Origin of the sequence: Shewanella insulae, assembly GCF_009831655.1 — a bacterium.
Classification (GTDB): domain Bacteria; phylum Pseudomonadota; class Gammaproteobacteria; order Enterobacterales; family Shewanellaceae; genus Shewanella; species Shewanella insulae.
In genome coordinates this window covers 180,099-206,670 of record NZ_WRPA01000001.1, presented here as the reverse complement: position 1 = coordinate 206,670, position 26,572 = coordinate 180,099, and the positions used below count along the sequence as shown (strand labels likewise).

General features: G+C 53.2%; 25 protein-coding genes. 16 read left to right on the top strand and 9 right to left on the bottom strand.

The window, feature by feature from the left end:
• The first annotated feature begins 139 nt into the window (after nucleotides 1-139).
• The 13 genes from GNT65_RS00935 (at nucleotide 140) to GNT65_RS00875 (ending at nucleotide 10,983) form a co-directional block, all read left to right on the top strand.
• Entirely contained in the window at nucleotides 140-532 is a 393-nt protein-coding gene (locus GNT65_RS00935; protein ID WP_160793264.1) for an ACT domain-containing protein, read from the top strand.
• A gap of 31 nt (nucleotides 533-563) precedes the next feature.
• Entirely contained in the window at nucleotides 564-821 is a 258-nt protein-coding gene (locus GNT65_RS00930; RefSeq protein WP_160793263.1) for an HPr family phosphocarrier protein, read from the top strand.
• A gap of 11 nt (nucleotides 822-832) precedes the next feature.
• A complete protein-coding gene (ptsP, locus tag GNT65_RS00925) occupies nucleotides 833-2,539 on the top strand; it encodes a phosphoenolpyruvate--protein phosphotransferase (protein ID WP_160793262.1) in 1,707 nt (568 codons plus the stop codon).
• 66 nt (nucleotides 2,540-2,605) lie between these two features.
• The gene (crr, locus tag GNT65_RS00920) at nucleotides 2,606-3,115 is read left to right on the top strand and encodes a PTS glucose transporter subunit IIA (RefSeq protein ID WP_160793261.1); all 510 of its coding nucleotides are present in this window, start codon (nucleotides 2,606-2,608) and stop codon (nucleotides 3,113-3,115) included.
• Nucleotides 3,116-3,566: 451 nt separating this feature from the next.
• The gene (locus GNT65_RS00915) at nucleotides 3,567-3,911 is read left to right on the top strand and encodes an ArsC family reductase (RefSeq protein WP_181006120.1); all 345 of its coding nucleotides are present in this window, start codon (nucleotides 3,567-3,569) and stop codon (nucleotides 3,909-3,911) included.
• Complete coding sequence (gene dapE / locus GNT65_RS00910; RefSeq protein WP_160793259.1) at nucleotides 3,908-5,038, top strand: succinyl-diaminopimelate desuccinylase; 1,131 nt, start codon at nucleotides 3,908-3,910, stop codon at nucleotides 5,036-5,038. Before GNT65_RS00915 ends, dapE begins: the two co-directional genes overlap by 4 nt.
• Nucleotides 5,032-5,754, top strand: coding sequence for a M15 family metallopeptidase (locus tag GNT65_RS00905; RefSeq protein WP_160793258.1), 723 nt, complete (start codon nucleotides 5,032-5,034; stop codon nucleotides 5,752-5,754). Before dapE ends, GNT65_RS00905 begins: the two co-directional genes overlap by 7 nt.
• 6 nt (nucleotides 5,755-5,760) lie before the next feature.
• Nucleotides 5,761-6,594 carry an alpha/beta fold hydrolase gene (locus GNT65_RS00900; protein ID WP_160793257.1) on the top strand — a complete coding sequence of 278 codons (834 nt, stop codon included), beginning with the start codon at nucleotides 5,761-5,763 and terminating at the stop codon, nucleotides 6,592-6,594.
• A gap of 131 nt (nucleotides 6,595-6,725) precedes the next feature.
• Nucleotides 6,726-7,337, top strand: coding sequence for a carbonate dehydratase (can, locus tag GNT65_RS00895; RefSeq protein WP_160793256.1), 612 nt, complete (start codon nucleotides 6,726-6,728; stop codon nucleotides 7,335-7,337).
• A gap of 208 nt (nucleotides 7,338-7,545) precedes the next feature.
• The gene (gene kdnA, locus GNT65_RS00890; protein ID WP_160793255.1) at nucleotides 7,546-8,733 is read left to right on the top strand and encodes an 8-amino-3,8-dideoxy-alpha-D-manno-octulosonate transaminase KdnA; all 1,188 of its coding nucleotides are present in this window, start codon (nucleotides 7,546-7,548) and stop codon (nucleotides 8,731-8,733) included.
• An 89-nt stretch (nucleotides 8,734-8,822) separates the two neighbouring features.
• Nucleotides 8,823-9,893, top strand: a complete 1,071-nt coding sequence (kdnB, locus tag GNT65_RS00885; protein ID WP_160793254.1) for a 3-deoxy-alpha-D-manno-octulosonate 8-oxidase KdnB — start codon at nucleotides 8,823-8,825, stop codon at nucleotides 9,891-9,893.
• A gap of 82 nt (nucleotides 9,894-9,975) precedes the next feature.
• Nucleotides 9,976-10,713 (top strand): 8-amino-3,8-dideoxy-manno-octulosonate cytidylyltransferase KdsB, encoded by a 738-nt coding sequence (gene kdsB, locus GNT65_RS00880; RefSeq protein ID WP_160793253.1) that lies wholly within the window; start codon nucleotides 9,976-9,978, stop codon nucleotides 10,711-10,713.
• 30 nt (nucleotides 10,714-10,743) lie between these two features.
• Complete coding sequence (locus GNT65_RS00875; RefSeq protein WP_160793252.1) at nucleotides 10,744-10,983, top strand: DUF2897 family protein; 240 nt, start codon at nucleotides 10,744-10,746, stop codon at nucleotides 10,981-10,983.
• 96 nt (nucleotides 10,984-11,079) lie between these two features.
• Here GNT65_RS00875 and GNT65_RS00870 read toward each other — a convergent pair whose 3' ends face one another.
• The 7 genes from GNT65_RS00870 to dapA form a co-directional block, all read right to left on the bottom strand.
• Nucleotides 11,080-12,450 (bottom strand): hypothetical protein, encoded by a 1,371-nt coding sequence (locus tag GNT65_RS00870; RefSeq protein ID WP_160793251.1) that lies wholly within the window; start codon nucleotides 12,448-12,450, stop codon nucleotides 11,080-11,082.
• Between the two features lie 396 nt (nucleotides 12,451-12,846).
• On the bottom strand, nucleotides 12,847-13,161 hold the full coding sequence (locus GNT65_RS00865) for a hypothetical protein (RefSeq protein ID WP_239880806.1): 315 nt from the start codon (nucleotides 13,159-13,161) through the stop codon (nucleotides 12,847-12,849).
• Between the two features lie 224 nt (nucleotides 13,162-13,385).
• Nucleotides 13,386-16,514, bottom strand: a complete 3,129-nt coding sequence (locus GNT65_RS00860; RefSeq protein ID WP_160793249.1) for an efflux RND transporter permease subunit — start codon at nucleotides 16,512-16,514, stop codon at nucleotides 13,386-13,388.
• Complete coding sequence (locus GNT65_RS00855; protein ID WP_160793248.1) at nucleotides 16,511-17,596, bottom strand: efflux RND transporter periplasmic adaptor subunit; 1,086 nt, start codon at nucleotides 17,594-17,596, stop codon at nucleotides 16,511-16,513. The genes GNT65_RS00860 and GNT65_RS00855 overlap by 4 nt, the downstream gene beginning before the upstream one ends.
• Nucleotides 17,597-17,759: 163 nt before the next feature.
• Nucleotides 17,760-20,129: an EAL domain-containing protein gene (locus tag GNT65_RS00850; protein WP_160793247.1), complete on the bottom strand. Its 2,370-nt coding sequence runs from the start codon at nucleotides 20,127-20,129 to the stop codon at nucleotides 17,760-17,762.
• Nucleotides 20,130-20,315: 186 nt separating this feature from the next.
• Entirely contained in the window at nucleotides 20,316-21,437 is a 1,122-nt protein-coding gene (bamC, locus tag GNT65_RS00845; protein WP_160793246.1) for an outer membrane protein assembly factor BamC, read from the bottom strand.
• Nucleotides 21,438-21,441: 4 nt separating this feature from the next.
• Complete coding sequence (gene dapA / locus GNT65_RS00840; RefSeq protein WP_160793245.1) at nucleotides 21,442-22,326, bottom strand: 4-hydroxy-tetrahydrodipicolinate synthase; 885 nt, start codon at nucleotides 22,324-22,326, stop codon at nucleotides 21,442-21,444.
• A gap of 243 nt (nucleotides 22,327-22,569) precedes the next feature.
• On the opposite strand from dapA, the gene GNT65_RS00835 reads away from it, so the two are divergent.
• Nucleotides 22,570-23,124 (top strand): glycine cleavage system transcriptional repressor, encoded by a 555-nt coding sequence (locus GNT65_RS00835; protein WP_160793244.1) that lies wholly within the window; start codon nucleotides 22,570-22,572, stop codon nucleotides 23,122-23,124.
• Complete coding sequence (gene bcp, locus GNT65_RS00830; protein WP_160793243.1) at nucleotides 23,121-23,591, top strand: thioredoxin-dependent thiol peroxidase; 471 nt, start codon at nucleotides 23,121-23,123, stop codon at nucleotides 23,589-23,591. The genes GNT65_RS00835 and bcp overlap by 4 nt, the downstream gene beginning before the upstream one ends.
• Nucleotides 23,592-23,692: 101 nt before the next feature.
• Here bcp and GNT65_RS00825 read toward each other — a convergent pair whose 3' ends face one another.
• A complete protein-coding gene (locus GNT65_RS00825) occupies nucleotides 23,693-24,316 on the bottom strand; it encodes a LysE/ArgO family amino acid transporter (protein ID WP_160793242.1) in 624 nt (207 codons plus the stop codon).
• Nucleotides 24,317-24,442: 126 nt separating this feature from the next.
• On the opposite strand from GNT65_RS00825, the gene GNT65_RS00820 reads away from it, so the two are divergent.
• The gene (locus GNT65_RS00820; protein ID WP_160793241.1) at nucleotides 24,443-25,330 is read left to right on the top strand and encodes a LysR family transcriptional regulator ArgP; all 888 of its coding nucleotides are present in this window, start codon (nucleotides 24,443-24,445) and stop codon (nucleotides 25,328-25,330) included.
• A gap of 72 nt (nucleotides 25,331-25,402) precedes the next feature.
• Here the strand turns inward: GNT65_RS00820 and GNT65_RS00815 are convergent, their stop codons facing one another.
• A complete protein-coding gene (locus tag GNT65_RS00815; RefSeq protein ID WP_160793240.1) occupies nucleotides 25,403-26,503 on the bottom strand; it encodes an AI-2E family transporter in 1,101 nt (366 codons plus the stop codon).
• Nucleotides 26,504-26,572 lie beyond the last annotated feature (69 nt).

The window sequence follows — 26,572 nt, the reverse complement described above, 5'->3', positions numbered from 1 at the left end:
AGTATCCACGGCTATTGCACGCCTCTATTTCGTCAAACACAGTCATAAAAAATCCCTGCGCAAAGCTCGACAGCTGGTATTAAATCTGTGATAAGCTTAACGACATCAGATTTTTCATCATCGATGGGATCACAAAACCATGGCCCGAATGACGTTGGCGGTTCATCCTCAGCTATACAGTATTCACAGCTTCAGCCCAGACAGTGAGTTAGTGCCCGAGGTGTTTCGTCAGCCCATGTTTTTTATCGGCAAGACCAAAGATGAACTCTCAGTGGTGGTTCCCGCCGAGCTACAACTCGACAGCCTCGAAGAGGAAAGCAATTGGCGCTGCCTCGAGGTTCTCGGCCCTCTAGGTTTCTCCATGACTGGGATCCTCGCCAGCGTCTCCGGCATTCTGGCCGAAGCCAAGATCAGTATCTTTGCCATCTCTACCTTCGATACCGATTATATTCTGGTGAAGAAGGATAAACTGCAACAGGCGATACAGGCACTGAAGAAGACCAACTATCAGATCATTCATTACCAGGCCTAAGTGCCGAGCGTCATTTCCAAAGAGCGAGTTTATGTACCAAAAGACAGTCACCATCATGGCCGAGCACGGCATTCATACTCGGCCAGCAGCCCTGCTCGTTAAGGCGGCCAAGGCCTATGATTGTGACATCATAGTGGAATGTCAGGGCAAACAGGCCAGTGCCAAGAGCCTGTTTAAGCTGCAGACCCTGGGGCTTTATAAGGGCGTCGAGGTCAAGGTCAGCGCCGATGGCGAACAGGCAAAAACGGCGGTGGATACCGTCGCCGAGTTGCTTATCACCTTAAGTTAACAGGAGTCAGGATGACGATTCGAGGCATAGCGGTATCGGCGGGCATCGCCTTCGGGCAGGCAAAGGTGCTACGCACCTACGAGAGTAAACTTGACTACCACCTCCTGCCTCCCGCCCAGCTCGCCCGCGAGCAACAGCGCCTCAATCGCGCCCTCAAGACTCTTGTCAAACAAAGCCAGGCCTGCGCCGCCAAGCTAGATCCCGAATCGGACAACTACCAGCTCATCGAGGCCGACCTCCTGCTGCTAGAAGATGAGGAGCTCTTGGCCGAGCTCAGCGACACCATAGGCAAGCGCCAGTTTTCAGCCGCCCTGGCGGTGGAGCATAGCTTTGCCAAGCAGGCCCAGGCGATGCAAGAGGCTGACTCGCCCTATCTGGCGAGACGCGCCGAAGATGTATTGAGCCTAGGTCAGCGTCTGATCCGCACCCTGCTCACCGGCCACTGCGATAATCTTAGCCGCCTGCCAGAAAATGCCATCGTACTGGCCAAAGATATCACCCCGGCGGAGTTCGCTACCCTGCCACTTGAGCGCGTCAGCGCCCTGGTGCTGCAAACCGGGGGCGTCACCAGTCATACGGCGATTCTGGCCCGCAGCGCAGGTATTCCGACCCTCATGAGCTGCCCCTGGCAGACATTAGAGGTGACAGATGGCATGGCGCTGGCGGTTGACGCCATCAATGGCGAACTCTATGTCGAGCCCGACCAGGCACAGATAAGCGATCTCAACGCCCAGAAACAGCAGGCGGACGAACGCAAGGCAGCACTACAGGCCTTAAAGGGCACTGTCACCCAGACTAAGGATGGCCGCACCATTCCGCTGCTGGCTAACGTTGGCTGCATCAGCGAGATCAACCACCTGGCCGATGTAGGCGCCGAAGGGGTTGGCCTGTTTCGCACCGAATTTCTGTTTATGAACAACCATGAGCTGCCGGATGAGAACCGCCAGTATCAACTCTACTGTGATGCCCTGCAGCTGCTCGACGGCAAGCCGCTGACCATTCGCAGCATGGATCTGGGCGCCGACAAGGAGGTGCCCGCCCTCGCCATGGACAGCGAGGAGAATCCTGCCCTGGGCCTCAGGGGCGTCAGGTACACGCTCGCCCATCCTAAGCTGTTTAGCGCCCAGCTCAGGGCGATCCTCAGGGCCGCCAACCATGGACCCATCCGCCTCATGTTTCCCATGGTCAATCAGATAGAGGAACTCGAGGCGGTGCTAACCCTACTGGAGCAGTGCAAGCAGGAGCTAATGGAGGAAGAGAAAGGCTTTGGCGAACTCGAACTTGGCATAGTCGTGGAGACCCCGGCGGCGGTATTTAACCTGGATTCCATGTTACCCCTGCTGGACTTTGTCAGCATAGGCACCAACGATCTCACTCAGTACACCATGGCCGCCGACCGTGCCAACCCGCTGCTTATCGACCAATACCCCGTACTCTCGCCGGTGATCATTCGCCTGATCGCTCAGATCATAGAGCAGGCCAAGGCCGCCAAGGTGCGCGTCTCCATGTGTGGCGAGCTCGCCAGTAACCCAGGCGCCGCTCCGCTCCTGGTTGGCCTAGGGCTGGAAGAGTTTAGCGTCAACCTCGCCTCTCTGCTGGAGGTTAAGCAGGCTCTCAGTCGGTGGTCATACCCAGATTGCGTCGAACTCGCACGCAGAGCCCTACAAGTATCACGCATCGATGCATTAAATCATTTATTAACACACTGTCACTCTTGATAATTTTTGAGTATGCTAGGCATAATTCAACGCGACACAACAGCGTGCTAGCACAGGGGCAATTCAATGGGATTTTTAAGCCGCATAAGACGTTTAATTTCTGGTCAACCACCCATCACGGGCGGGATTGACGTGTATGCGCCGGTGTCGGGCGAGATAGTAGCCATAGAGAAGGTACCGGATGTGGTCTTTGCCGAAAAGATCGTCGGTGATGGCATCGCCATCGCCCCTAAGGGCAAACAGATAGTGGCACCGGTAGATGGCACCATAGGCAAAATTTTCGAAACCAACCACGCCTTTAGCATAGAGTCACCCCAGGGGCTTGAGCTGTTTGTCCATTTCGGTGTCGGTACGGTCGAGCTTAGGGGCAACGGCTTCACCCGTCTGGCGGAAGAGGGACAGCAGGTCAAGGCTGGCGATCCCATACTCGAGTTCGATCTTGACTACCTCAAGGCCCATGTCGAGAGCCTGCTCACGCCTGTGGTGCTGGCTAACATGGAAGATATTCAGGGGCTCGACAAGCGCATGGGCAGCATAGAAGCCGGCAAAGATGTGATCTTCTCGGTTCAGCTTTAACGCGCACTATCACCCGGCGCATTCAGTGCCGGGTTCCCTTAACTCACTTCAGCAACTCGTTAATCCTTAGCCTAAATCTCACCATCAGCTGAGTGATTTTTTTTCAAACAGACACTTGCCCTGTGCTTACCCCTTGAGGCGAACTCGACTCGGTGCCACAATGAGCAGCAAGTAGAAGTGGTCGCCACCGAAGCGGCTCAAGTATTACAAAGGCCCTAGTTAACAAAAGCACTCACGTTATACCAATCACAGTAAACATGTGCTCAGAAATAGCGCAGGAAAAACGCTTGAGAACAAAGCAGGATTTTTAGATAAGTAGTTATTCTACAATTAAAAATACTAATACAGTTATCGAGCGTTTTAACAAGCTAGAATGATCAATTATTTATTACGATTGGTATTAGTTCATAAAAGCACTAAACGGCCTTTGCCCCACATGGAGAATCAGATTTTGACCCTATACGGTATTAAGAATTGCGACACAGTGAAGAAAGCCCTCAAATGGCTCGACGCCAACCAACAGGCTATGACCTTTCATGACTTTCGCGTCGATGGATTAACCGAAGCGCAACTTAACACCTGGGTCGAGCAGATCGGCTGGGAGAGCCTGTTTAATAAACGCAGCACCAGTTTCCGTAACCTCAGCGATGCCGAGAAATCCGACATAGACCAGGCCAAAGCCGTTTCCCTCATGCTCACCTATCCCACACTGATAAAGCGTCCCGTGTTAGACCACAAGGGACAGATCAGCGTAGGCTTCAAGCCGGCACAATATGAGGAGATCTTCAGCCGATGAGCCAGGATGTCCTCTCACTGGCACAAGATCTGATTGCCAGAGCCTCGGTGACCCCCTTAGACGAAGGCTGCCAGCCGCTGATGGCCAAGCGCCTCGCCGCTAAGGGATTTAATATCGAATCTATGGTATTTGAAGATACCACCAACATGTGGGCGCGGCGCGGCTCAGAAGGTCCGCTATTCTGCTTTGCCGGCCATACGGATGTGGTCCCCGTAGGGGAGCTTAATCGTTGGCATACGCCACCCTTCGACCCTATTGTGATCGACGGCTATCTTCACGGACGCGGCGCCGCCGACATGAAAGGCTCCCTCGCCGCCATGGTCGTCGCCACCGAGAGCTTCGTCGACAAGCACCCGGACCACAAAGGCTCCATCGCCTTTCTGATCACCAGCGACGAGGAAGGCCCCTTCATCAACGGTACCACCCGGGTGATAGACACCCTGGAGGCCCGCAACGAGAAGATCACCTGGTCACTGGTCGGTGAGCCCTCTTCCACCCATAAGCTGGGCGATATCGTCAAGAACGGTCGCCGCGGCAGCCTCACGGGTAATCTGACCATCAAGGGGATTCAGGGCCATGTTGCCTACCCCCACCTGGCTGATAATCCGATCCATAAGGCGGCCCCGGCCCTAGATGAGCTGGCGCGTATGAAGTGGGACAACGGCAACGAATTTTTCCCGCCCACCAGTTTTCAGATAGCCAATATCAATGGCGGCACCGGCGCCTCTAACGTGATCCCCGGCAGCCTGGAGGTGATGTTTAACTTCCGCTACTCCACCGAAGTTACCGCCGAGATCCTGATCCAGCGGGTGCTCAACATCTTAGACGCCCATGGGCTGGACTATGAGATCAGCTGGATCTTTAACGGACTGCCGTTTCTCACCGACGCAGGGCCACTCCTGGATGCCACCCGTGAAGCCATCTATGAGATCACGGGCACAGAGACAGATCCCCAAACCTCAGGCGGTACCTCGGATGGGCGCTTTATCGCCCCCACAGGGGCTCAGGTTATCGAGCTTGGCCCGGTTAACGCCACCATTCACAAGGTCAATGAGTGTGTCAAGGTTGAGGATATCGAGCAGCTTGCCAAAGTGTATGAACGTATCTTGGAAAAACTGCTTTGCTAACGCCTGATCTTAATGCCCTGGAAGGTCTGGATCTCTACGGCGATGGCAACTTGCCCCTGACCGATTGTCAGGGGCACAGACTGGCAGTCGAGTGCGCGGCCCAGTTCATCAGGATGCAGACAGCCGCCGCCGGTGACGGCGTAGAGATAGCTATCTGCTCCAGCTTCCGTGATTTTGACCGCCAGCTTAGTATCTGGAATGCCAAGGCGAGCGGCAGACGGCAGGTACTAGACGAAGCCTCACGGCCTATCGATATCCAGAGCTTAGACGACAACCAGCTGCTGGATGCCATCCTACTCTGGTCTGCACTACCCGGCATGTCGCGCCATCACTGGGGTACCGATCTGGACCTGTTTGATGCCAAAAACATCGACCGTCAGTCGTTACAGCTTATCGACAGCGAATATCACCCGGGCGGTCCCTGTCATAAGCTGCATACTTGGTTAGCGAGCCATGCCGCCGACTTTGGTTTCTATTTTCCCTATCAGGCCGGTCTCAGTGGGGTCAGTCCAGAGCCCTGGCACCTGAGTTATTACCCTCTCGCCGATAAGTATCTCGCCGCCTTCGATAGCGACAAGCTTAAGGCGCGACTCGAGCTGGCAGCTATCGAGCTTAAGGGCCCTATTCTCACCCGCCTCGAGGCGCTGGTGTCACGCTACGTCTATTTCGTTGCACCATCCCCCAACGGACCTGTTAAACAAATTCTCAAGAAGTGATCTCACATGAACCTCGACCATTATCGCCATAGTTTCAATATAAACGGCCAGCAGATGAGCTATCTTGATGTCGGCCAGGGGCCGGTACTCCTACTCGGTCACAGCTACCTTTGGGATAGCGCCATGTGGGCGCCGCAGATCGCTCACCTGAGTCAAGATTACCGCTGTATCGTGCCAGAGCTATGGGGTCATGGACATTCAGATCCGCTGCCAAGCGACTGCCGCTCGCTCAAACATCTCGCCCAGCATTATCTGGCGCTGATGGACAACCTAGCGATCGATGAGTTTTCCATCTTAGGCCTGTCGGTTGGCGGCATGTGGGGCGCCGAGTTAACTCTGATGGCGCCACGCCGGGTGAAGACGCTAGTGATGATGGGCTGTTTCCTCGGCTTCGAACCCGAAGTCAGCCGCGCCAAATACTACGCCATGCTCGATGCCATGACGACCGCAGGCCAGTTACCCGCACCGCTGATTGAGCAGATAGCGCCACTGTTTTTTGCCGATGAGGTTGAGCAGAAGCAGCCCGAGCTCATCGCCTCCTTTAAGTCCTCGCTTGCTAGCTTAGACTCAGAACGACTCGACAGCATAGCGCGTCTCGGCCGCATCATCTTCGGTCGCCGAGACATCATGGAAGATATCGAGCAACTTACCCTGCCGACCCTTATCATGACAGGTACCCAGGATAAGCCCAGACCCGTGCTGGAGGGCTATCTGATGCACGATGCCATCGACGGCAGCGAGTTTTTGCATATCCCCGAGGCTGGGCATATCTCGACACTGGAACAGAGTGAGTGGATTAATCAGCATCTGAGTGACTTTTTTGGGAAACACTTAAGATAAGGCGCGCATTCAGGTCGACGGCTATCGGGTTAGCCCGAGATAGCATCTAGACTGAGTAGACCAGCAGGGCAAATGATTGGTGCTAGAATGCAGCCCCGCAGAATCTTCTTCATAGCCAAGATTTTAACTAAATGAAACTACTTAAACCTTTGTTCGACAACAACCGCCGCTGGGCCAACCGCATCCTTGAAGAAAACCCAAAGTTCTTCGAGCAACTAGCCCAACAGCAAAACCCTGAGTATCTTTGGATAGGCTGCTCCGACAGCCGGGTACCGTCGAACCAGATCATCGATCTCATGCCAGGCGAGGTGTTCGTTCACCGTAACATCGCCAACATGGTGATACATACGGATCTCAACTGCCTCTCTGTGCTGCAATATGCCGTCGAGGTGCTCGAGGTTAAACATATCATGGTGGTCGGCCACTATGGCTGCGGCGGCATTAAGGCCTCCATGGGCAACGAACGCCTTGGACTCATCGACAACTGGCTGGGTCATATCCGCGATATCCATCGCCTACACGCTAAGGAACTTGCCGAGCTTGATGAGAAGACCCGCTTCGATCGCCTGTGTGAGCTCAACGTCATCGAGCAGGTCGGCAATGTCGCCAGCACCACCATAGTGCAAGACGCCTGGGAACGCGGCCATAAGGTGGCGGTACACGGCTGGATCTACAGTGTCGAAAACGGCCTGCTGTCGGATCTCGACGTCACGGTAGACAACGAGACCTTTAGCCACAGGTGACCCCTTCCCCCTTGCCAACCAGTACGCAGAGCGCATGATGGTCAAATCATGCGCTATCGCTAACGCCACCCGCCTAAAAGCAAAAAAAAGCCGCTTATTTCGGTAAATATTCCTTAATAAACATCGCAGTTTTACACCCATCGCGTTTATAATTCGCATTGATTTATTTTTCGCGCCGCGGGCGCAGCGAATGCTAAGGAACTATTCCATGCCTGGTTTTGAATTATTTGGTCCTGAAGAGAAACAGGAAGTTGCTGACGTAATGGAGAACGGTTTTACCTTCCGTTACAACTTTGATCACATGCGTAATGATCGTTGGAAAACGCGTGAGATGGAGCAACTGCTCTGCGAGAAGATGAATGTCAAACACGCCCACCTGCTCTCTAGCGGTACCGCTGCACTGCAAACTGCCCTGGCCGCCGCAGGTATCGGCGCAGGCGATGAAGTGATCGTTCCACCATTTACCTTCGTGGCCTCTGTTGAAGCCGTGTTCATGGCCGGCGCCGTTCCCGTATTTGCCGAAATCGACGAGACACTGTGTCTGTCTCCAGAAGGCATCGAAGCCGCTATTACACCACGTACCAAGGCTGTAAACCTGGTTCACATGTGTGGCTCTATGGCCAAGATGGATGAGATCAAGGCTATCTGTGAAAAGCATGACCTGGTACTGCTTGAAGATGCCTGTCAGGCCATCGGCGGCAGCTATATGGGCCAGGCGCTTGGTACTATCGGTGACGTAGGCTGCTACTCATTCGATTCTGTTAAGACCATCACCTGTGGTGAAGGCGGTGCGGTGATCACCAACAGTGACACCATCTATGGCCACGCCCACATGTTCTCTGACCATGGCCATGACCATGTCGGCAACGATCGCGGCGCAGAAGGCCACCCTATCATGGGCCTGAACTTCCGTATCTCAGAGATGAACTCGGCGATGGGTCTGGCACAGCTGCGTAAGCTAGATACCATCATCGACATTCAGCGCAAGAACAAGAAGCTGCTGAAAGACGCCATGGCCGAGCTACCTGAGGTGAGCTTCCGTGAGATCCCAGATCCTGAAGGCGACTCAGCTGGTTTCCTGAGCTTCATGCTACCGACCGAAGAACGCACCCAAGAGATCAACAAGAAACTGGCCGAAAACGGCGTTGACGGTTGCTTCTACTGGTACGTGAACAACTGGCACTACCTATCAAACTGGAAGCACATTCAAGAGCTTAAATCTCCAGCCGCTCTGCCGATCACATTAATCGACGACAAACCTGACTATACTCAGGTGTCTGTGCCTAAGTCAGACGCCATCATGAGCCGCACCATTTCGATGCTGATCAAACTCTCTTGGACTGAAGAAGAGATCGCCCAGCGCATCGAGAACATCAAGCGTGCCTTTGCCGCTTAATTAGCGTCTCTCAAATTCCCTGTCGCAGCGGCCCGTTCGGCTCTGCGACGTTACTTTTTACACTAGATGTCTCAATGGAGAATGCTGTAATGAGTTTTAAAAATTTCAAATGCGTACCAAAAATGATCTTTGGTCGTGGTTCATTCGCGCAGCTCGATACCGTGCTCGAGGAAGAGCGTAAGCAAGGCGAAGACTTCGTGGTCTTCCTGGTAGACGATGTGCATCAGGACAAGCCCCTCGCCCAGCGCGTACCCGCTAAGCCACAGGACTTAGTGATCTACGTCAACGTAGACGACGAGCCAACCACTAAGCAGGTTGATGATTTGACCGAACAGGTACAAGCCTTTAACAGCAAGCTACCCGTTAGCGTTATCGGTCTGGGTGGCGGTTCCACCATGGATCTGGCCAAGGCAGTTTCACTCATGCTGACCAACCCGGGTGGCAGCGCCATGTATCAGGGTTGGGATCTGATCAAGAACCCTGCCGTTCACCATATCGGTATCCCAACGGTTTCAGGTACAGGCGCCGAGGCTTCTCGCACAGCAGTACTTTGTGGCCCGGTACGTAAGCTAGGTCTGAACTCTGACTACACTGTATTTGACCAGATCATCATGGATTCAGAGCTGATCGACGGCGTACCGACAGATCAGTGGTTCTATACGGGTATGGATTGCTACATCCACTGTGTCGAATCGCTACAAGGCACCTTCTTGAACGAATTTGCCAAAGCCTTCGCCGAGAAGTCGATGGATCTTTGCCGCGAAGTCTTCCTGGACGATCACCCAGAGAAAGATGACAAGCTGATGATGGCCTCATACATGGGCGGCATGAGCATCGCCTATAGCCAGGTTGGCGCCTGTCACGCCGTCTCTTACGGCCTAGGCTATGTACTGGGTTATCACCATGGTATAGGTAACTGTCTGGCGTTCGACGTGCTGGAAGAGTTCTACCCTGAAGGTGTCGCCGAGTTCCGTCAGATGATGGACAAGCACAACATCACCCTGCCTAAGAACATCTGTAAAGACCTGCCGGATGAAACCATCGCTAAGATGGTTGCCGTCACTAAGAGCATGGGGCCACTGTGGGCTAACGTCTACGGCGAAGGTTGGGAAGAGAAAGTTACCGACGAGATGTTGACTAAACTGTTCCGTCGAATCTAACCTGTAAGCTCAAGGTGTGAGGGGCTCCAAGTGAGCCCCTTCTCTTATGCTTGAGCACACTGTAACTGATAGGTATATCCAAATGAATGTGACTCTGTTAATCCCAGCACGCTATGGCTCTAGCCGTTTTCCGGGTAAGCCCTTGGCGCCGATTAACGGTAAGCCGATGATCCAGCATGTATACGAGCGTGCGGCTTTGGCAAAAGGCTTAACCGCCATCTATGTAGCCACCGACGATCTGCGCATCAAGGAGGCCGTCGAAGCCTTTGGCGGCAAGGTGGTCATGACAGATGAGAAGGCTGCCTCCGGTACCGACAGAATCGAGGATGCCATCACTCAGCTTGGTTTAGCGGACGAGGACCTGGTGATCAACCTGCAGGGCGATCAGCCACTTATCGATCCCATCTCTATCGAGCAGATCATCACCCTGTTTGAGCGTCACCCAGGGGAATTCGGTATGGCGACCCTAGGCTATGAGATCACCGAAGAGCACGAGCTTAACGATCCCAAACACGTCAAGATGGTGTTCGACAACGAGTTTAACGCCCTCTATTTCTCTCGCGCCCGTATCCCCTTCGGCCGCGACACTGATGACTACCCTGTATACAAGCACCTTGGCGTCTATGCCTACACCCGCGAGTTTGTCAGAACCTTCAACAAGCTGCCGCTGGGCCGTTTAGAAGATCTCGAAAAGCTAGAGCAGCTGCGTGCGCTGGAACACGGTTACAAGATCAAGGTTGCCATCAGCGCCTTCGACTCGCCCGAGGTCGATACCCCGGAAGATATTCGCGTCTGTGAAGCCCGTCTGGCAGTGGACTAGCCAATACTGAGTGAGTAAGGGAGATTACTAATGTCGAGTCTCGAAGTCTGGCTCATCATCATCTTGGTGCTCGGGGTGATCGCCAGCAACCTGGCGGTGCTTAAATACAGCAACAAGTTTAAGTTGCCGCCATTTGGTAAGCCCCAGCAGAAACAGCACACGGCGAAAGATGAAAACCAGACTGAAAACCAGAGTGTAGATCGGGCTGAAAACCAAGCTAAAAGCCAAGGGGTAAAGCAGAAGGCAGACTCTTCAAATCGCCCAGACTAAGATAAACCCTAGGCTCGATAGTAATGCGAATCGACATAAAAAAAGGCTTACTCGGGTAAGCCTTTTTTATTTACCACAACTTTTGTGAACGACTCACTACTGGAACAACATCGCCCTGTGGCCCAGCGGCTGGCAGTCGTCCCGGCTCAGCACTAAGGTGTAGTTACCAGTCTTATCGATCGCCTGCGCATCTGATTGATACACCAAAGTGAGAGTGCCATTGTCTTCCTGATGAACCAGGCTGATGTCATAGTCGCCCGTCGGCAGCTTGATCTGCGCCAGCTCAGTAAAGCTTAGATAAGTCAACTTATAAACGGCCGTATCTATTGTCTCCCCTTGGCGCACAAAATAGAGATCCAGGCTGTCATAGGTGTCGATGAGGTTAGCCACAGATAGTGTATGTTCAAAGGCGCTCGGCCTATGATCGTGAGCAATCGTCATGCCCCGCGTCTGTCCAGACTGATCGTCATAGATCACCAATGTCTTGCTCTCATCCTGATTAAAGGTCACCAGAAGGTTGTTGGCCAGCAAGTCACTTGACCCACTGGCAAACACCCTGACCCCATAGTCGTTGTAATCTATCAGGTTAAAGCCACTAAGGGTGTGCGGCGCCAAGGCCGACAACTTGGTACTCTGGGCATCGCTGTCAAGCTGCAGATCGATGGTATTCTCTTGATTGAGGGCGTTGTAGACCCGATATTCGGCATCGGCATCCAGATTCACATACCCCACAGGCGTGCCGGTTGAGTCGACATTGTCGACCACCAACTTAGGCTCCCCCGGGCCAAAACTGTTGTGAATGATCAGCTTATTGACCGTCTCACTGGTCAATATCATGGTACCGGTACGAAACACAGGCTCACGACTTCCCGGCTCTGTCAGATAAAGCACATATTCACCTGTGTCCAGCATTAACGCCTCTGTGTGCTCTTTGTAGCTAAGGCTCCCTAACGGCTCCGCCTCACTAAATTCTGCTGCCGCCTTGGCCAGATAGAGATCATAGGCACCCTCACCCATGGCCCCATGCACGACCAGCAAGGCCATCTTGCTCTCGTCGCTGTCATCATCGTCGTTAATGCCATCCATCTCGCTGCGCTCATAACGAATATCCAGATATTCACTGCTCTCATAGTCGCCGACAAGCACGAACAATCGGTTATCGCCATCCTGTAGGTCAAGCGTAAACTCATGGAGATCGATACTGTCACCAGCGACATCGTAGCCGCGAATAGCGGCGTCGGTCTCCCCCTGAGGATATTCATATCTGGGCAAGGCATCACTAAAATCAACGGCCGTATAGGCATATTCATCTAGCACCAGATGAGTCGCCACACTGTTTGGTGACGCGTTGTAGAACTGAATATAGGCCGCCGCGTCGCTACTCGACTCACCCGAACCGCAGGCCGAGGTTAACAGCGCCGCGCCACCGAGCAGTGCCAATTTCCAATTGCGTTTTTTAATTAACATAAACTTCCTTAACAGATTAATTACAAAGGCCTTACCTATGACAAACTTTTTGCGTCAAGAAATGTCAATCAGGGTAATAGACTGAAAAGGAGTGGCGACTCTGTGTAGATTCAATGCTGCCCGACTATTCGTGATTTCATGCTTAACGCAATGAGGCTTTGCGGATACAGCGGGTTGCACGGCCCAATTAGATGACAGTAAGTTGAGATAACGGCAGAGTTCGCGAGGAGCACAGTGAGATAAACGCGCTGCAGGATAGCAATTAGAAGGAAAAGAATTAGGATAAGGAGTCGCGTTGGGATCAAAAAGGCTAGCACTGACAGGGCCAGCCTTTATTATTAGCATAAGTCTCTGGTAGAGATTAGCGAGTCGCTACCTCTGAATTACCTGGCGGCGCTATGCCGAGAGACTCTCAATCCAGGCATCGGGATCGGCCACGATAAACTGGTAACGCTCACCATTACCCAAGGTTACCTGGATCCCATCGTGGGTAATGGGTAAGATCCCGGCGCCCTTACCCCAGCAAGTCTCCACCTTAACAATATCCTTCAACGGCAGGTGATATGGACCATAGAGGCAGTCAGAACTGTAAGATTTAAAGTCGAGCGCTTCACGGCTCATAGTCAGTCGTCCATCGACTCGAATGGCATTCTTCTGCAGCGTCGCCGGCGCCGATTTAGGCTGATGCTTAGCCTCGATTGATAATGTCATCTGCATTCTCCCTGTTGCAACTTAGTTTTGATCCCACCCTACTATAGTCGGCCCGCCTTGTTAATGAGACCTTAGTGGTCAAACCCTTTTGTATGTGATTTTCTTGTTACCAACTGTCAAGCTGACATGACAGAAGGCAAAACCAGATACGCCACTTCTCATTAAACCGGCTATGGGTAATAGTGACAAAAAAGGCCAATCTGAGGATTGGCCTTTTAACTTAGCTAGTCGGCGTTTCTTAAGCCTGATGCATGGTGTTGATCCTGAGCAAGTTCGGCGTCCAGTCGCTGGCTGATCTCCTCAGGCGAACCTGTATTTCTGGCTATCAGGCCGTAGGCAACAGGTATCACCAGAAGGGTAAAGAAGGTCGCAAGAATAATGCCCGACAAGACTACCACGCCGATGACGAAACGGGTCTCGGCGCCCGCCCCCTGTGCCATTACCAACGGGATAGCCCCGGCCGCCGTGGTGATCCCCGTCATCAAGATAGGGCGTAGACGCTGACTGGCCGCCTGGATGATGGCACTGTCGAACTCGATCCCCTTATCCCGCAACTGGTTGGCGAACTCCACGATCAAGATACCATTCTTGGCCGCCAGCCCCACCAGCATGATGATGCCGATCTGGCTATAGATGTTCAGACTCTGGCCCGTCACCCAGAGACCGATAAGGGCACCCAAGGTGGCCAGAGGCACGGTGAGCATGATCACCATAGGGTGAATATAGCTCTCGAACTGGGCCGCGAGCACCAAAAAGACGATCCCCAGGGCCAGCTGGAAGACGAAATACATAGAACTGCCGGATTCCTGATAATCCAGGGATTGCCCCTTGTAGCTAATCACCGCCTCGGCCGGCAGATAGGTGTATGCCAGATTGTTGAGATAATCGAGCGCCTCACCCAGGCTATAGCCATCGGCCAGGTTGGCCTCTATGGTGATGGCCCGCATACGATTATAACGGTTCAACTGACTGGCATCGGCAAACTCCTCCACCGACACCAAGTTGGCCAAAGGGATCAGCTCGCGGCTTCTGTCTGAGCGCACATAGATGTTGCTCAGATCGCTAGCGGTATTCTGATTATCCCGGTTACCCTCGATGATCACGTCATACTCTTCGCCGCCGCGCATGAAGGTGGTCACCAAGCGTGAGCCAAGCATAGACTCTAGGGTTCTGCCTATGTGAGAGATGGAGACCCCGAGATCTGCCGCCCTGTCCTTATCAATAACCACCCTCAGCTGGGGCTTAGTTTCCTGATAGTCATGATCCAGCCCGACCAGATTAGGATTCTCCTTGGCCTTCTCCAGCAGTATGTCACGCCACTTGGCGATCTCGGCATAACTCGGCCCTCCCAGCACAAACTGCACCGGCTTACCCACGCCACGGCCAAAAGCCTGACGCATCACGGGAAAGGCTCGCACACCGGCCAGATCCGACAGACGAGCACGAATGTCGCCTATGATCTCAAACGCGCTGCGGCGAGTTGCCCAGTCTTCCAGCACGATAATTGCCATGCCGTTAGAGAAGTTGGCACTGCGACCGAAGCCGCGAGGCGCACGGATCAGTAGACGCTTGATCTCGCCGCTATCCACCAGCGGCATCAGACGCTCCTCGATCTCATCCATATAGGGGCTGATATACTCGAAACTTGCCCCCTGAGGACCGTTGACGATCAGGAACATTGAGCCCCTATCTTCCCTGGGTGCAAACTCTTGCGGCACCTTAGTCATCAGGTAACCACTGATCCCCAAGGCGATAACCACCAACGAACTGACGATAAAGGGATGGGTCATGGCACGCTTGAGGGTCGCACGGTAACCGGCCGAGAGCCAGTCCATGCCCGCATCTATCTTACGCACCAGCCAAGGGTCTTGACCGGCAGGCTTAAGCAACTTAGAGCACATCATGGGGCTCAGGGTCAGCGCCACCAGACTCGAGAAGATCACCGCGGCGCTCATGGCCACCGCGAACTCCTTAAAGAGCTTACCCAGATCCCCCTCGAGGAAGGTGATAGGCATAAACACGGCCACCAAGACCAGGGTGGTCGCCACCACGGCAAAGGCCACCTCACGTGAACCTAAGTAGGCCGCCTTTAACGGGGAGTCTCCCTCCTCGATACGTCTGTGAATGTTTTCCAGCACCACGATGGCATCATCCACCACCATACCTATGGCCAGAATCATCGCCAGCAGGGTCAGCAGGTTAATGGTGTAACCTAGGGCATAGAGCACGATAAAGGTTGCCATGAGCGACACAGGCACCGTCAGCGCCGGGATCAACATGGCGCGCACGCTGCCCAGGAAGAGATAGATCACGACTATCACCAGGAACATGGCGATAAACAGGGTCTGATAAACCTCCTTGATAGAAGCCTCGATAAACACAGAGCTGTCGTAGGAGCGCTTGATCTCCATGCCGGCGGGCAGCGTTGGGTTGATCTTATCGACCAGGGCATTGGCGGCGCGGGCAACTTCCAGGGTGTTAGAGGTCGACTGCTTGGAGATCCCCAGGCCTATCATGGCCTCACGGTTACCGCGGAAGGTGATGCGCTCCTCTTCCGAGCCTATCTCCACCTTAGCCACATCACCCAGCTTGATGAGGTAACCATCCTCCCCTTCGGCCAGCACCAAATTGTTGAAATCTTCCGCGGTCTTGAAGGTACGCTCCAGGCGCACGGTGAAGTGTCTGTCTTGAGACTCCACCGAACCGGCCGGTAGCTCGACGTTTTCCGAGCGCAGCACAGATTCGATATCCGACACCGTCAGGTTTCGCGCCGCCAGGGCTTGCCTGTCTATCCACACCCGCATGGCGTACACCTTACCGCCACCGATACGAATATTGGCCACGCCGTCGATCACCGAGAAGCGATCGACCAGGTACCGGCGGGCATAGTCGGTGAGCTGCAAGGTGTTCATCTGATCCGAGACCAAGTTGAGCCACATGATCACCTCATCACCACCATTGGCCTTCTGCACCTCTGGGGGATCGGCCTCTTCCGGTAAGTTGTTGAGCAGACCCGAGATGCGATCGCGCACATCGTTGGCCGCCGCCTCGATATCTCGGCCGACATCGAACTCCAGGGTCACAGAGGAGCGACCGTCGCTACTTGAGGAGTTGATGTTGCGGATCCCCTCGACGCCGCTGATCCTGTCTTCCACCAGCTGGGTGATACGACTCTCTACCACGGCTGCGCTGGCGCCGCGATAGTTGGTTTGCACCGAGACGATCGGCGGATCGATATTGGGATACTCCCTCAGTGGGAGCTTTTCGAAGGAGACCAGACCGAAGGCAATTAATAACATGCTGATGACGGACGCAAAAACCGGTCGTTTTACCGACAAATCCGTCAAGATCATGCTAGCGGCTCCACCTTAGCTTGTTGGTTGAAACTGAAATGTTCACTGTACTGAACCTTGACTGTGTCACCTGGACGCACCTTGAGAATGCCGCGCACCATCACCTGCTCGCCAACCTCAACGCCATCGACTATCTCAACCCAGCCACGCTTACGCAGGCCCAGTTGTACCTGACGACGCTCAACCACATTCTCATCATTCACCAGATAGACGAAATGATCGCGCTGGATGGGAATGATAGCCGCCTCTGGGATGATGAGCGCATTTCGGCTCTGCTTAATCAGCTTCACCTTCATCAACATGCCGGGCAGCAGCCGCAGATCTTTGTTGGGGATCTCGGCGCGCACAGTTACGGCGCGAGTAGTGGGATTGACGCGGCTATCGACGGATACGACCTTGCCGGTGAACAGCTCACCTTCGAAGGCCACGGCGCTGGCCTCCACCGACTTGCCGATCGCCAGGGACTGCAGGAAGCGCTCTGGCACCGAGAAATCCAGTTTAATGGTCGAGATATCATCTAGAGTGGTGATAACTGTACCTGGGGTCACCAGGCTGCCCTTACTCACCTGACGCAGGCCGAGGCGCCCGGAAAACGGTGCCAGTATGCGTCTGTCTTTGAGGGCCGATTCTGCCTGCTCTAATTCGGCCTTGGCGGTATCAATCAATGTCTGCAGGCGATCGCGTTCTAATGCCGCCACCGTCTGGCTGGTCACCAGGGAGCTAATACGTGCCAGTTCACGCTGATGATCTTTCATCTTTACCCGAGCCACTGTCACCCGGGCGCTCTGCTCTCTGTCTTGCAGACGCACCAATAGCCGGCCCTTATCCACCATCTGACCATCATCGAAGTTAATCTCGGTCACCATGTCGGTCACCTTAGGGGTCACTGTGATAGATTCGTTAGCTTTGCCGGTACCCAGAGCCTCGACCTCGTCTCGAATAGGCTGCATTTCCGCCTTAGCGATCACCACATTCGGCGTAGGACGAGTGCGTGGTCCCTTGGGTGAATCGGTTTGCTGAGTGAAATAATAGGTGGCGGCGCCTGCCGCTAAAAGCATTGAGATTATTATCGTTTTTTTCATCAATCTTCCGAGAGAATGGGCGTTATGTTATCGGTAGTGTACCTAGGAATATCGGTGCTTCAAGGCGTTTTACCTTTACTTACAAACTTAACATATGATTAACAACCTTGCTTACCTCAGGGCGCAAAAGGGTATCTCATCGATAACGATTCAACCCGGCAGATCATCTATACAGATGCGATTCTGTCAGCATAAGCAGGAGGTTATCCTCGTCGACACAGGGATTCATAAATTCGCCCTGCCCATAGTCGCACCCTAACGCCTGCATCACCCGATACTGGGCCCGGGTCTCGATCCCCAGCGCCAGTGTCTCGATGTCGAGGCTGCTTGCCAGGCTGATCAGTGTTTCTAAGATGAACTGGTTGTCATAAGCCATCTCCATAGGACTCACCAGCCCCTGTGCTATCTTGAGACGATCTAACCGATACTGCTGCAGATAACTGAAGGTCGAATGACTGGCCCCTACATCATCCAGGCTCACCAATACACCGAGTGCCCTCGCCCTGGCGATACAAGGTCCGACTTGATCGTAGGCGGTAGCCAGACTGGACTCAGGGATCTCTATCCCCAGCAAGCTCGCCAGCTCCCCCTGCCCAGCCAGTGTTTCCAGCTCCTCAAACAAGGCGCTACCATCTCCAGCAATGTTCACACTGAGCCGAAAGCCCTCTGGGTAGGCGCCGCGATACTGCTTGAGGTGAGCAAGCACAAGTTTAGCAACCACGGCATCGATCAGCTCTAACTCGCCTTGACGCCGCAAGGGAGCGAGTAGTCGCCGGGGCGAGATAACGCCAAGCTTAGGATGCTCCCAACGCAGTAACACCTCGGCCCCCATGATACCGCCGTCTTTGAGTCGATATTGGGGCTGAAAACTTAAGTAGAGCCCCCCCTGGCTGGCCGCCTGGCGAAACTCCTGGCAGATCTGTTCTTCCTGCAGCTCGGCCTGCTCACCCGACGCAAACACACACAGCCTATGTCTGCCCATTAACTTGGCTCTAAATAGCGCCTGATCGCCGCGGCGCATCAGATCTGCCGCGCTCACCGTCCCAGAGAAACAACAGACCAGGCCTAGACTGACCGACAGGGTAATAGAGATCCCTCCCAGATTTAACACTTCTAGCATCTGCTGATGTAAGCCTTCGACGCGCTGACGGCACTCCTCCTCTGAGTCTATACCCAGCAACAACAGACCAAACTGATCGCCTCCAAGTCGACTGAGGGTGTCGTCTTTGCCTTTCGCCTTGTCCATGCGCTGAGCAAATTCCCTGAGCAGCTCATCACCCATATGATGACCATAGGCATCATTAACCGCTTTAAAATGGTCGATATCCAGCAGCACTAACCCCAGGCCAGAACAGGCACCACTATCACCGACCCTAAGCGTGAGCTTACCAATGGCCTGATTGAGCCTATCGATGAACAGGGTACGATTAGGCAATTTGGTCAGGAAATCATAAAGGGCTATCTCGGTAAGGTGGGCCTTAAAATTCATGCGACTGATGGCGTTGCCTATATGTTTAGCGGCAAACACCATCAGCTGTTTGTCTGTCTCGCCGTAACGGTGACTACCGTGATAACTCTGCACCACAAGGATCCCGCGAAATGCCTCATCGCCAAAGGGTACCCCGAGCCAGGTCTTTGGCATGACACCATTGATAACTATGTCTCCCTGACTAACCATCTCCTCTAGCTGGGTTTCATCGGCGAGCAGAGGCCTATTTTTTAACAGCACGTAACTTGCGAGCCCAAGCTGAGAAGGCGAGACGCTTATCTCCGCATCATCATATAGCTCGTCATATTGATCCACATGATAGGGAAAACGTAACCTGCGACCATCCTCGCTGAGTAGCGCAACATAGAAGTTGTCGGCCCGGATCAGGCGGGCGGTACAAACATGCAGCTTATGATAGAAGGCCTTAATCGAGTCGGTCTCGAAGATGATCTCCGCAATGGCGAACAGGGTATCTTGGATCTTACTGGCAAATTCCAATGCCGCGACCCGCTTTTGCAGCGTCACCAGGTTATTAGCCTTGTGGATCTTCAACGCGGTAATGGAGGCAAGCGCAAAAAGAATACGTTCATGTTGCGAGGTATAGAAATTCTTCTTGGGATGTTCGGTATCTATCACCCCTATCACCTCCCCATCCATCAAGATAGGCACGGCGAGTTCGGAGAGTCTGGGCGCATCATCGACAATATAGTTAGGAAACAGTCGGGTATCGGCAACGATCAACGGCTGCTTGGTCTTGGCGACCGTGCCGACCACGCCTTCACCCAACTTGAGCTCGATTGGCGACAGGATCTCATGACCGCAGGGATTCTTGGCGCCGAAAGTCGCCTTTTGCATCAAAACATTTCGCTCAGGATCTAACAGGTAGACAACCACATCATCGAATCCGAGCTGAGACACCACATTCTTGGCCAGATGCCAGAGGATCTCATCGACACCGCTCAGCGAGAGCATATCGATGGCAAACTCGCTGATGATCTTCAGGTATTTTGCATCTACATCCTGCAGTGGCACCTTAGCTGGCATCTCAACCTCGGCTAACTAGCTCCATCAAACTTATGTGTGACAGTCCCACTAACTATATGGCATGGATTGCCGACTCGCCATCCAAAAACCGATTAACCCAACAGGGGTTGGCCTTACTGTCTTTTGCTGTGTATACAGGCAAAAAAAAGAGGCCAAGCGGCCTCTTTTCTTAATGAATCACTGAAATTATCTGACCTTACGGTCTTCGCTCATCAGCTCGGCCATACCGTCATAGACAGCCTCGACCACTTCATTGCTCACAGGACTATCTTCCTTATCTTTAAGGTAGATGCGGGTCTTGGTCTCATCGTTAGTGTCCTGCTCTATCTGTAGACGATAAGAGCCTTCCTTGATCGGCAGCTTCTTATCGCTCCATAACGAGCTCCAGAAACCGGAATCGTCACTCACATTGATATAGTAAAGCCCTTTGTTGCTATCCAAATCGACGATCTCGAAACCCATTTCCGGCAAGACGATACGCAGGCGATCCCAGGTGCGGCTGTAGCCAGCATCCGCCAACCAGTAGCTTTGCTCTGTCGTTTCGTTTTCGGCCACTTCTGGCGCCTTCACTAGAGCCACATCGATACCCAGACTTTCACGCAAGCGTTTCGCCTTGATCGCCTTAGCACGCTTGACGCTCATGTAGGCGATGGTGTTGTTGAGCATATCCACAGTGTAGCGGCGCTTATCTTCGCCGGTGAGCAGGATATCTTGCGCCTTACCATCGAAGCTCTCTTCATGCTCAATTAATTCGATAGCAAGATTACCGCTACGGCCATGTGGACGCACATTAACGCTGAAGCGATAGCGTTGACGCACCGAATAGACTTCATCTGCACCCCACATAGAAGAATCGATAATCTCTTGATTTTCTATCCAATCGGTTTCGATCACACCACTTTCTCTGTCCTCTTTGAGGATCTTGATCTCGTGGCGACTAAAATATTCATCCAAGATGCTGAACATCTCGTTGCGTAGATCGATATCGTTATCGATAGACTCGACCACGATCTTGATGCTATCGCTCGACTCCTCGACATGGGTACCTTCTGCCATCGGCAGCACCTGCAGCGGCGGACGAATATCGAGCTTCTTGCCGACAAGTGTCTTGTCGACCTTGCTGCCGACCTCAGGGATATCATACTCTGTGTTGTACTTCGGCTGATTCAATCCTGCTGGGATCACCAGTTTGGGCTGAGCCGTCACATTGGCATACTCGTCATTGCCATTGGCCTGACGTCTGTCGATAGGCGTGCTGCAGGCCGTTACGGCGGCAACCAGTAGAATTGGGGTGACTTGCTTTAGCATCTAATTATTGAACCTCTATTCCGGCATTCTTCATCGCTTCTAGCAACAGACCATGATATTGCTCGGAAAGTTCCGTTAACGGTAAGCGAATATGTCCCTGATTGATCAGTCCCATGCGATGCGCAGCCCATTTCACAGGAATCGGGTTGGCCTCGCAAAACAGCGCGCTGAACAGCTCCTTCATTGGCGCCTCGGCCTTGAGGGCCGCTTCGAGATCGCCCTTGAGGGCCGCGTCACACATCAGCTTAAACTGCTTAGGCACTATGTTGTTGGCTACGGAAATCACACCATTACCACCCAGGGAAAGGAATTCACGGGCCGTGGCATCATCGCCGCTGTAGAGCATGAAGTCATCACCGCATAACTCTCGCAGTTTAGCCACGCGACTAAGATCGCCAGTCGCCTCTTTCACCCCTATGATGTTTGGCACTTCGACCAACTGAGCTACGGTTTCGGGCAACATATCCACAGAGGTACGGCCGGGCACGTTGTAGAGAATTTGTGGGATATCGGTAGCGGCCGCAACGGCGCTGTAGTGGGCAACCAGGCCCTTAGGCGAGGGTTTGTTATAGTATGGCGTCACACCTAACATGGCGGCCACGCCCAGGTTGGCCTGTGCCTTGGTGAGCTCGATCGCTTCGGCGGTGGCGTTTGCGCCATTACCACCGATCACCGGGACGCGTCCCGCGGCAAATTTTACCGTGTGGGCAACCACGTCAATATGTTCTGAAAGAGGTAAAGTGGCAGATTCGCCGGTTGTGCCGACGGCAACGATGGCGTCAGTACCCTGTTCAATATGGTACTCAACCAACTTCTCGAGACTTGCATAATCGACTGAGCCATCACGATTCATGGGTGTGATTAAGGCTACGATGCTTCCGTTTATCATGTGATTTCCCCAAGGATTCAGGACTGGCTATGGTACTGATGCTCACAGGTAAAAACAAGCATAAGTATCCCTAGATCACGGAGAATGATAACACCGCTGCCGATAGGTCAAATGTTTGACTCTTTATCACGACAGGGATCTCAAAACTGATTACTTGTGATAGCATAAGCCACCTAAAAAACGCCGACATTATTCAATCGACGCTTATTTGTACAACGAGTTACCAATCAATGGGGGAATTTCATGTCCAATCATCTGGTCGTTACCGCACTGGGTTCTGATCGTCCTGGTATCGTCAGTAAATTTGCCAGACTAGCCAGCGAATGCGATTGCGATATCGTCGATAGCCGTATGGCCCTCTTTGGCGGTGAGTTTACCTTGATCATGATGATTTCAGGCGCATGGGCATCGATCACTAAGATGGAAGCCAGCCTCCCCGCCCTGAGTGTCGAGCTCGGCCTGCTAACGGTAATGAAGCGCTGCTCCCAGCACACGCCGCCAAACTATGTGTCTCGCCTCGAAGTGACCTTCAACGGTACAGACCAGCGCGGCACCATGAAGCGTATTACCCAATTCCTGGCGGATCGCTCACTGGATCTTGCCGCAGTGCGCTCCCACGCCGAGGAAACCCCAGACGGCGAGCCGGTACAGAATGTCTTCTTAACCATCAACGTGCCAGAGAAGGTCGATATCGAAAAACTCGAACAAACTATCGCCGCCCTCGCAGAAGAGATGAACCTAAGCTGCCATATCGAACGTATGCAGGGTATCGAAACACAACCTAAGGACGATCTATGAAAACCTTAACCCAGGGCGAAATGGCCCCCGACTTTACCCTACAGAACCAAAATGATGAATCAGTTTCCCTTGCCGATTTTAAAGGCAAGAAAGTTCTCGTTTACTTTTACCCAAGAGCCTCTACACCTGGTTGTACTGTTCAAGCTTGTGCGCTAAGGGACACTAAATCAGAGCTTGATGAACTGAATGTTGTGATTATTGGAATTAGCCCTGATACACCGAAGAAGCTCACAAACTTCACAAACAAACAGGAGTTGAACTTCACCTTGCTCGCGGACGAAGATCATGCCGTATGCGAAGCTTATGGTGTTTGGCAACTCAAGAAATTCATGGGTCGTGAAAACATGGGCGTGGTACGCACCTCTTTCCTTATCGATGAAAGCGGCAACATCGAACATATCTTCAACAAATTCAAAACCAAAGACCACCACGAAGTTGTCTTGAAATATATTCAAGAAAACAGCTAACGCCAGTTAGCATTCGATAAAAAAAGCCGGCAATGCCGGCTTTTTTACTATCTAAAGATTCGTTAAATACTAGCCCATCAACCAATCAGCTTAACAACCAATTAGCCCATCATGGCCTTAACGTAGGGCCACAGCAGCGCCGCCGCGATACTCCACATAGTCACAAAGATGAATCTGTCTAAATAGCACCAGGCCTTTGGTTGCTTAAACAGCGGAGTGAGATACCTGGCGCCCAGGCTCAAGGCGAAGAACCACACGAAGGACGCGAGTACGGCGCCGGCGCCAAACATATGCCTGTCTTGCTGCTCAAACTGAGTGCTGATGCTGCCCAGCAAGACCACAGTATCCAGATACAGATGAGGGTTAAGTAAACTGATCCCCAGTGTCGTCAACAACGCGGCGCGCAGGGTGTCCGCCCCCTGAGTCGACTCGGTATCCAGGCCCTGGGCATTGAACGAGGCACGCAGTGCCTGAGCGCCATAGACAAGCAAGAAGGCCGCGCCGCCAAGGCTGGCGATATCCTTGATTAAGGGAAAGGCCAGGATCAGATGGCCAAGTCCTGCCACACCGGCGGTGATCATCACGGCATCGATAAAAGAACATAGGGCGGCGATAGGCAACGAATGGGCGCGCTTTAACCCCTGCTTTAATACGAAGGCGTTTTGCGCCCCAACGGCGATGATCAGGCTGCCACCAACGCCTATCCCTTGAATGAATGCTTGCACGAGAAAACTCCAGATAAACCACGACGAATAATGAGGCCGCAAGCATAGCCATCTTCTAAAAATAAACCCAACTAATAAATTTAATGTATCATTAGTCAAACTTATAATGATGATTTGGATGTTTCGATGCTGGATTACGCCCACCTGAAAGCCTTGAGCGTGGTGATCGCCGAAGGCGGCTTCGAGCGCGCCGCAAAGGCCCTGTTTATCACCCAGTCCGCCGTATCTCAGCGCATCAAGGCGCTAGAGGAGAGAGTCGGTCAGACTCTGCTGATCCGCAGCAATCCGGTACAGGCCACCCCTATGGGCAAACGCCTGCTCAGACACTATGCCCAAGTGAGCCTCTTAGAGAGTGAGCTCAGCGCCGAGATCGACGCCGATGATCCATCGCTGCCCACAGTAGTGAAGATAGCCGTCAATGCCGACAGCCTGGCCACCTGGTTTCTGCCCGCCCTCGCCGAAGTGTTTAAGCGCCATCGCTGGCTACTGGAGCTGATTGTCGACGATGAATCATACACCCACCATCTGCTCAAGAGCGGCGAGGCGGTGGGCTGTGTGACCACCACAGAGGCGCCACTAACGGGTTGCTCCAGCGAGTACCTTGGACAGATGGAGTACCTGTGCGTGGCCACAGAGGACTTTATTCGGGACTATTTTGCCGATGGCGTGAGCCCTAGCCGTCTGCGTCAGGCGCCGGCCGTGGTGTTCTCCACCAAAGATAAGCTGCATGAGAAGTTTCTAGGGGAGCATTTTGCCATAGAGCCCGAGCAGTGGCGCGAGCACCAGATCCCCTCCTCCGAGAGCTTTCTGGAGGCTATCTTACTGGGTATGGGTTACGGCCTGGTGGGTCATCTTCAGGCCGAGCCCCTGCTGCAAAGCGGCGCGTTAAAACTGATCGCACCAGAGTGCACCATGAAGGTGCCCCTCTACTGGCAACACTGGAACATCAAGGCCAAGCAGACGACCTTGGTCTACCGCGCCCTGGCGGCAACGGCCAAGCAGGCGTTGAGATAAATCGCAAACACTTTCTATAAAAACTGACCATAAAAAAGGAGCCTCGCGGCTCCTTTAACGTTTGGATACTGGTTAGAGTGCGCCCTGCTCGGCCTCTGTCTTAGGCTTTTCCTGCTCAGGCTTATCGGCTTTAGGCCAGGCATTGACCACAGCCTTCACCAGGGAGGCGAGCGGAATGGCGAAGAAGACGCCCCAGACCCCCCAGAGTCCGCCGAAAACCAATACCGCCGCAATAATAAACACTGGGTGGAGATCCACTGCATCGGAAAATAAAATCGGCACCAGCAGGTTACCATCTAACGCCTGAATGATGCCGTAGCCCAGCATCAGGTAACCAAATTCAGGACTAATTCCCCATTGGAAGAAAGCCACCAAAGCGATCGGCAGTGTCACCAGGGTTGCGCCCACATAGGGGATCAATACGGAGAAGCCGGTTAACACCCCGAGCAGCGCGGCGTAACGCAGATCCATGATGGCGAAGAAGATATAACTTGCGGCGCCTATGATCACAATCTCGATCACCTTGCCCCGAATGTAGTTAAAGATCTGCTGATTCATCTCCAGCCACACCTTACGGGCCAGGTCACGGTTGGCGGGAATGAAGCGCTTACTGCCGCGGATCAGCTCATCTTTATCCTTGAGGAAGAAAAACACCAACAGCGGCACTAAGATGGCATAGACCATGAGTACCAAAAGCGAGGCCGAGTAGCCGATAAGTTGTTTACCCAGATCCAATATGTGTTGAGTATCCAGCAGCTTTTTGAGTTCCCCGACCGAGGCGTCGAGCTGCTCGACATTTAGAAACTGCGGATACTGTTCCACCAAGGCCTTGAGGGTGATGAAACCTTTATCCAGCATGGTAGGCAGGTCCGTCACCAGAGCTACCCCCTGGCGCCAGATGCTGGGCACCAGACCGAAGGTGATCAGCAGCATCACCCCCACAAACAACACGAGTACCAGGGAGGCTCCCGTGGTGCGATTGATGCCGATCTTAACCATCTGCGCCACCGGCCATTCGAGCAGAAATGCCAATACCAAGGCGACCAACAAGGGAGCCAAGAGTCCCCCGGCAAAATAGATAGTCAGGGCGATCCCGAGCAAAATCAGCATCAGGGTCACCGCCTGGGGATCACTAAATCTCTCTTTATACCAATTGGTAATGACTGAAAACATCTACTCTTCCTATTTAGAAACCTAGACCCACCGCTCTGTAAATTAAACGCTTAGGTCTGCAACATCGAG

Bases quoted from the DNA above. Each gene is read 5' to 3' on its own strand.
- GNT65_RS00875 (WP_160793252.1), top strand. From the start codon at position 10,744: ATGTCGAGTCTCGAAGTCTGGCTCATCATCATCTTGGTGCTCGGGGTG.
- GNT65_RS00850 (WP_160793247.1), bottom strand. From the start codon at position 20,129: ATGCCAGCTAAGGTGCCACTGCAGGATGTAGATGCAAAATACCTGAAG.
- GNT65_RS00900 (WP_160793257.1), top strand. From the start codon at position 5,761: ATGAACCTCGACCATTATCGCCATAGTTTCAATATAAACGGCCAGCAG.
- can (WP_160793256.1), top strand. From the start codon at position 6,726: ATGAAACTACTTAAACCTTTGTTCGACAACAACCGCCGCTGGGCCAAC.
- ptsP (WP_160793262.1), top strand. From the start codon at position 833: ATGACGATTCGAGGCATAGCGGTATCGGCGGGCATCGCCTTCGGGCAG.
- bamC (WP_160793246.1), bottom strand. From the start codon at position 21,437: ATGCTAAAGCAAGTCACCCCAATTCTACTGGTTGCCGCCGTAACGGCC.
- GNT65_RS00865 (WP_239880806.1), bottom strand. From the start codon at position 13,161: ATGACATTATCAATCGAGGCTAAGCATCAGCCTAAATCGGCGCCGGCG.
- bcp (WP_160793243.1), top strand. From the start codon at position 23,121: ATGAAAACCTTAACCCAGGGCGAAATGGCCCCCGACTTTACCCTACAG.
- GNT65_RS00870 (WP_160793251.1), bottom strand. From the start codon at position 12,450: ATGTTAATTAAAAAACGCAATTGGAAATTGGCACTGCTCGGTGGCGCG.
- GNT65_RS00820 (WP_160793241.1), top strand. From the start codon at position 24,443: ATGCTGGATTACGCCCACCTGAAAGCCTTGAGCGTGGTGATCGCCGAA.
- dapE (WP_160793259.1), top strand. From the start codon at position 3,908: ATGAGCCAGGATGTCCTCTCACTGGCACAAGATCTGATTGCCAGAGCC.
- kdsB (WP_160793253.1), top strand. From the start codon at position 9,976: ATGAATGTGACTCTGTTAATCCCAGCACGCTATGGCTCTAGCCGTTTT.
- kdnA (WP_160793255.1), top strand. From the start codon at position 7,546: ATGCCTGGTTTTGAATTATTTGGTCCTGAAGAGAAACAGGAAGTTGCT.
- crr (WP_160793261.1), top strand. From the start codon at position 2,606: ATGGGATTTTTAAGCCGCATAAGACGTTTAATTTCTGGTCAACCACCC.
- GNT65_RS00930 (WP_160793263.1), top strand. From the start codon at position 564: ATGTACCAAAAGACAGTCACCATCATGGCCGAGCACGGCATTCATACT.
- dapA (WP_160793245.1), bottom strand. From the start codon at position 22,326: ATGATAAACGGAAGCATCGTAGCCTTAATCACACCCATGAATCGTGAT.
- GNT65_RS00935 (WP_160793264.1), top strand. From the start codon at position 140: ATGGCCCGAATGACGTTGGCGGTTCATCCTCAGCTATACAGTATTCAC.
- GNT65_RS00860 (WP_160793249.1), bottom strand. From the start codon at position 16,514: ATGATCTTGACGGATTTGTCGGTAAAACGACCGGTTTTTGCGTCCGTC.
- GNT65_RS00835 (WP_160793244.1), top strand. From the start codon at position 22,570: ATGTCCAATCATCTGGTCGTTACCGCACTGGGTTCTGATCGTCCTGGT.
- kdnB (WP_160793254.1), top strand. From the start codon at position 8,823: ATGAGTTTTAAAAATTTCAAATGCGTACCAAAAATGATCTTTGGTCGT.
- GNT65_RS00815 (WP_160793240.1), bottom strand. From the start codon at position 26,503: ATGTTTTCAGTCATTACCAATTGGTATAAAGAGAGATTTAGTGATCCC.
- GNT65_RS00855 (WP_160793248.1), bottom strand. From the start codon at position 17,596: ATGAAAAAAACGATAATAATCTCAATGCTTTTAGCGGCAGGCGCCGCC.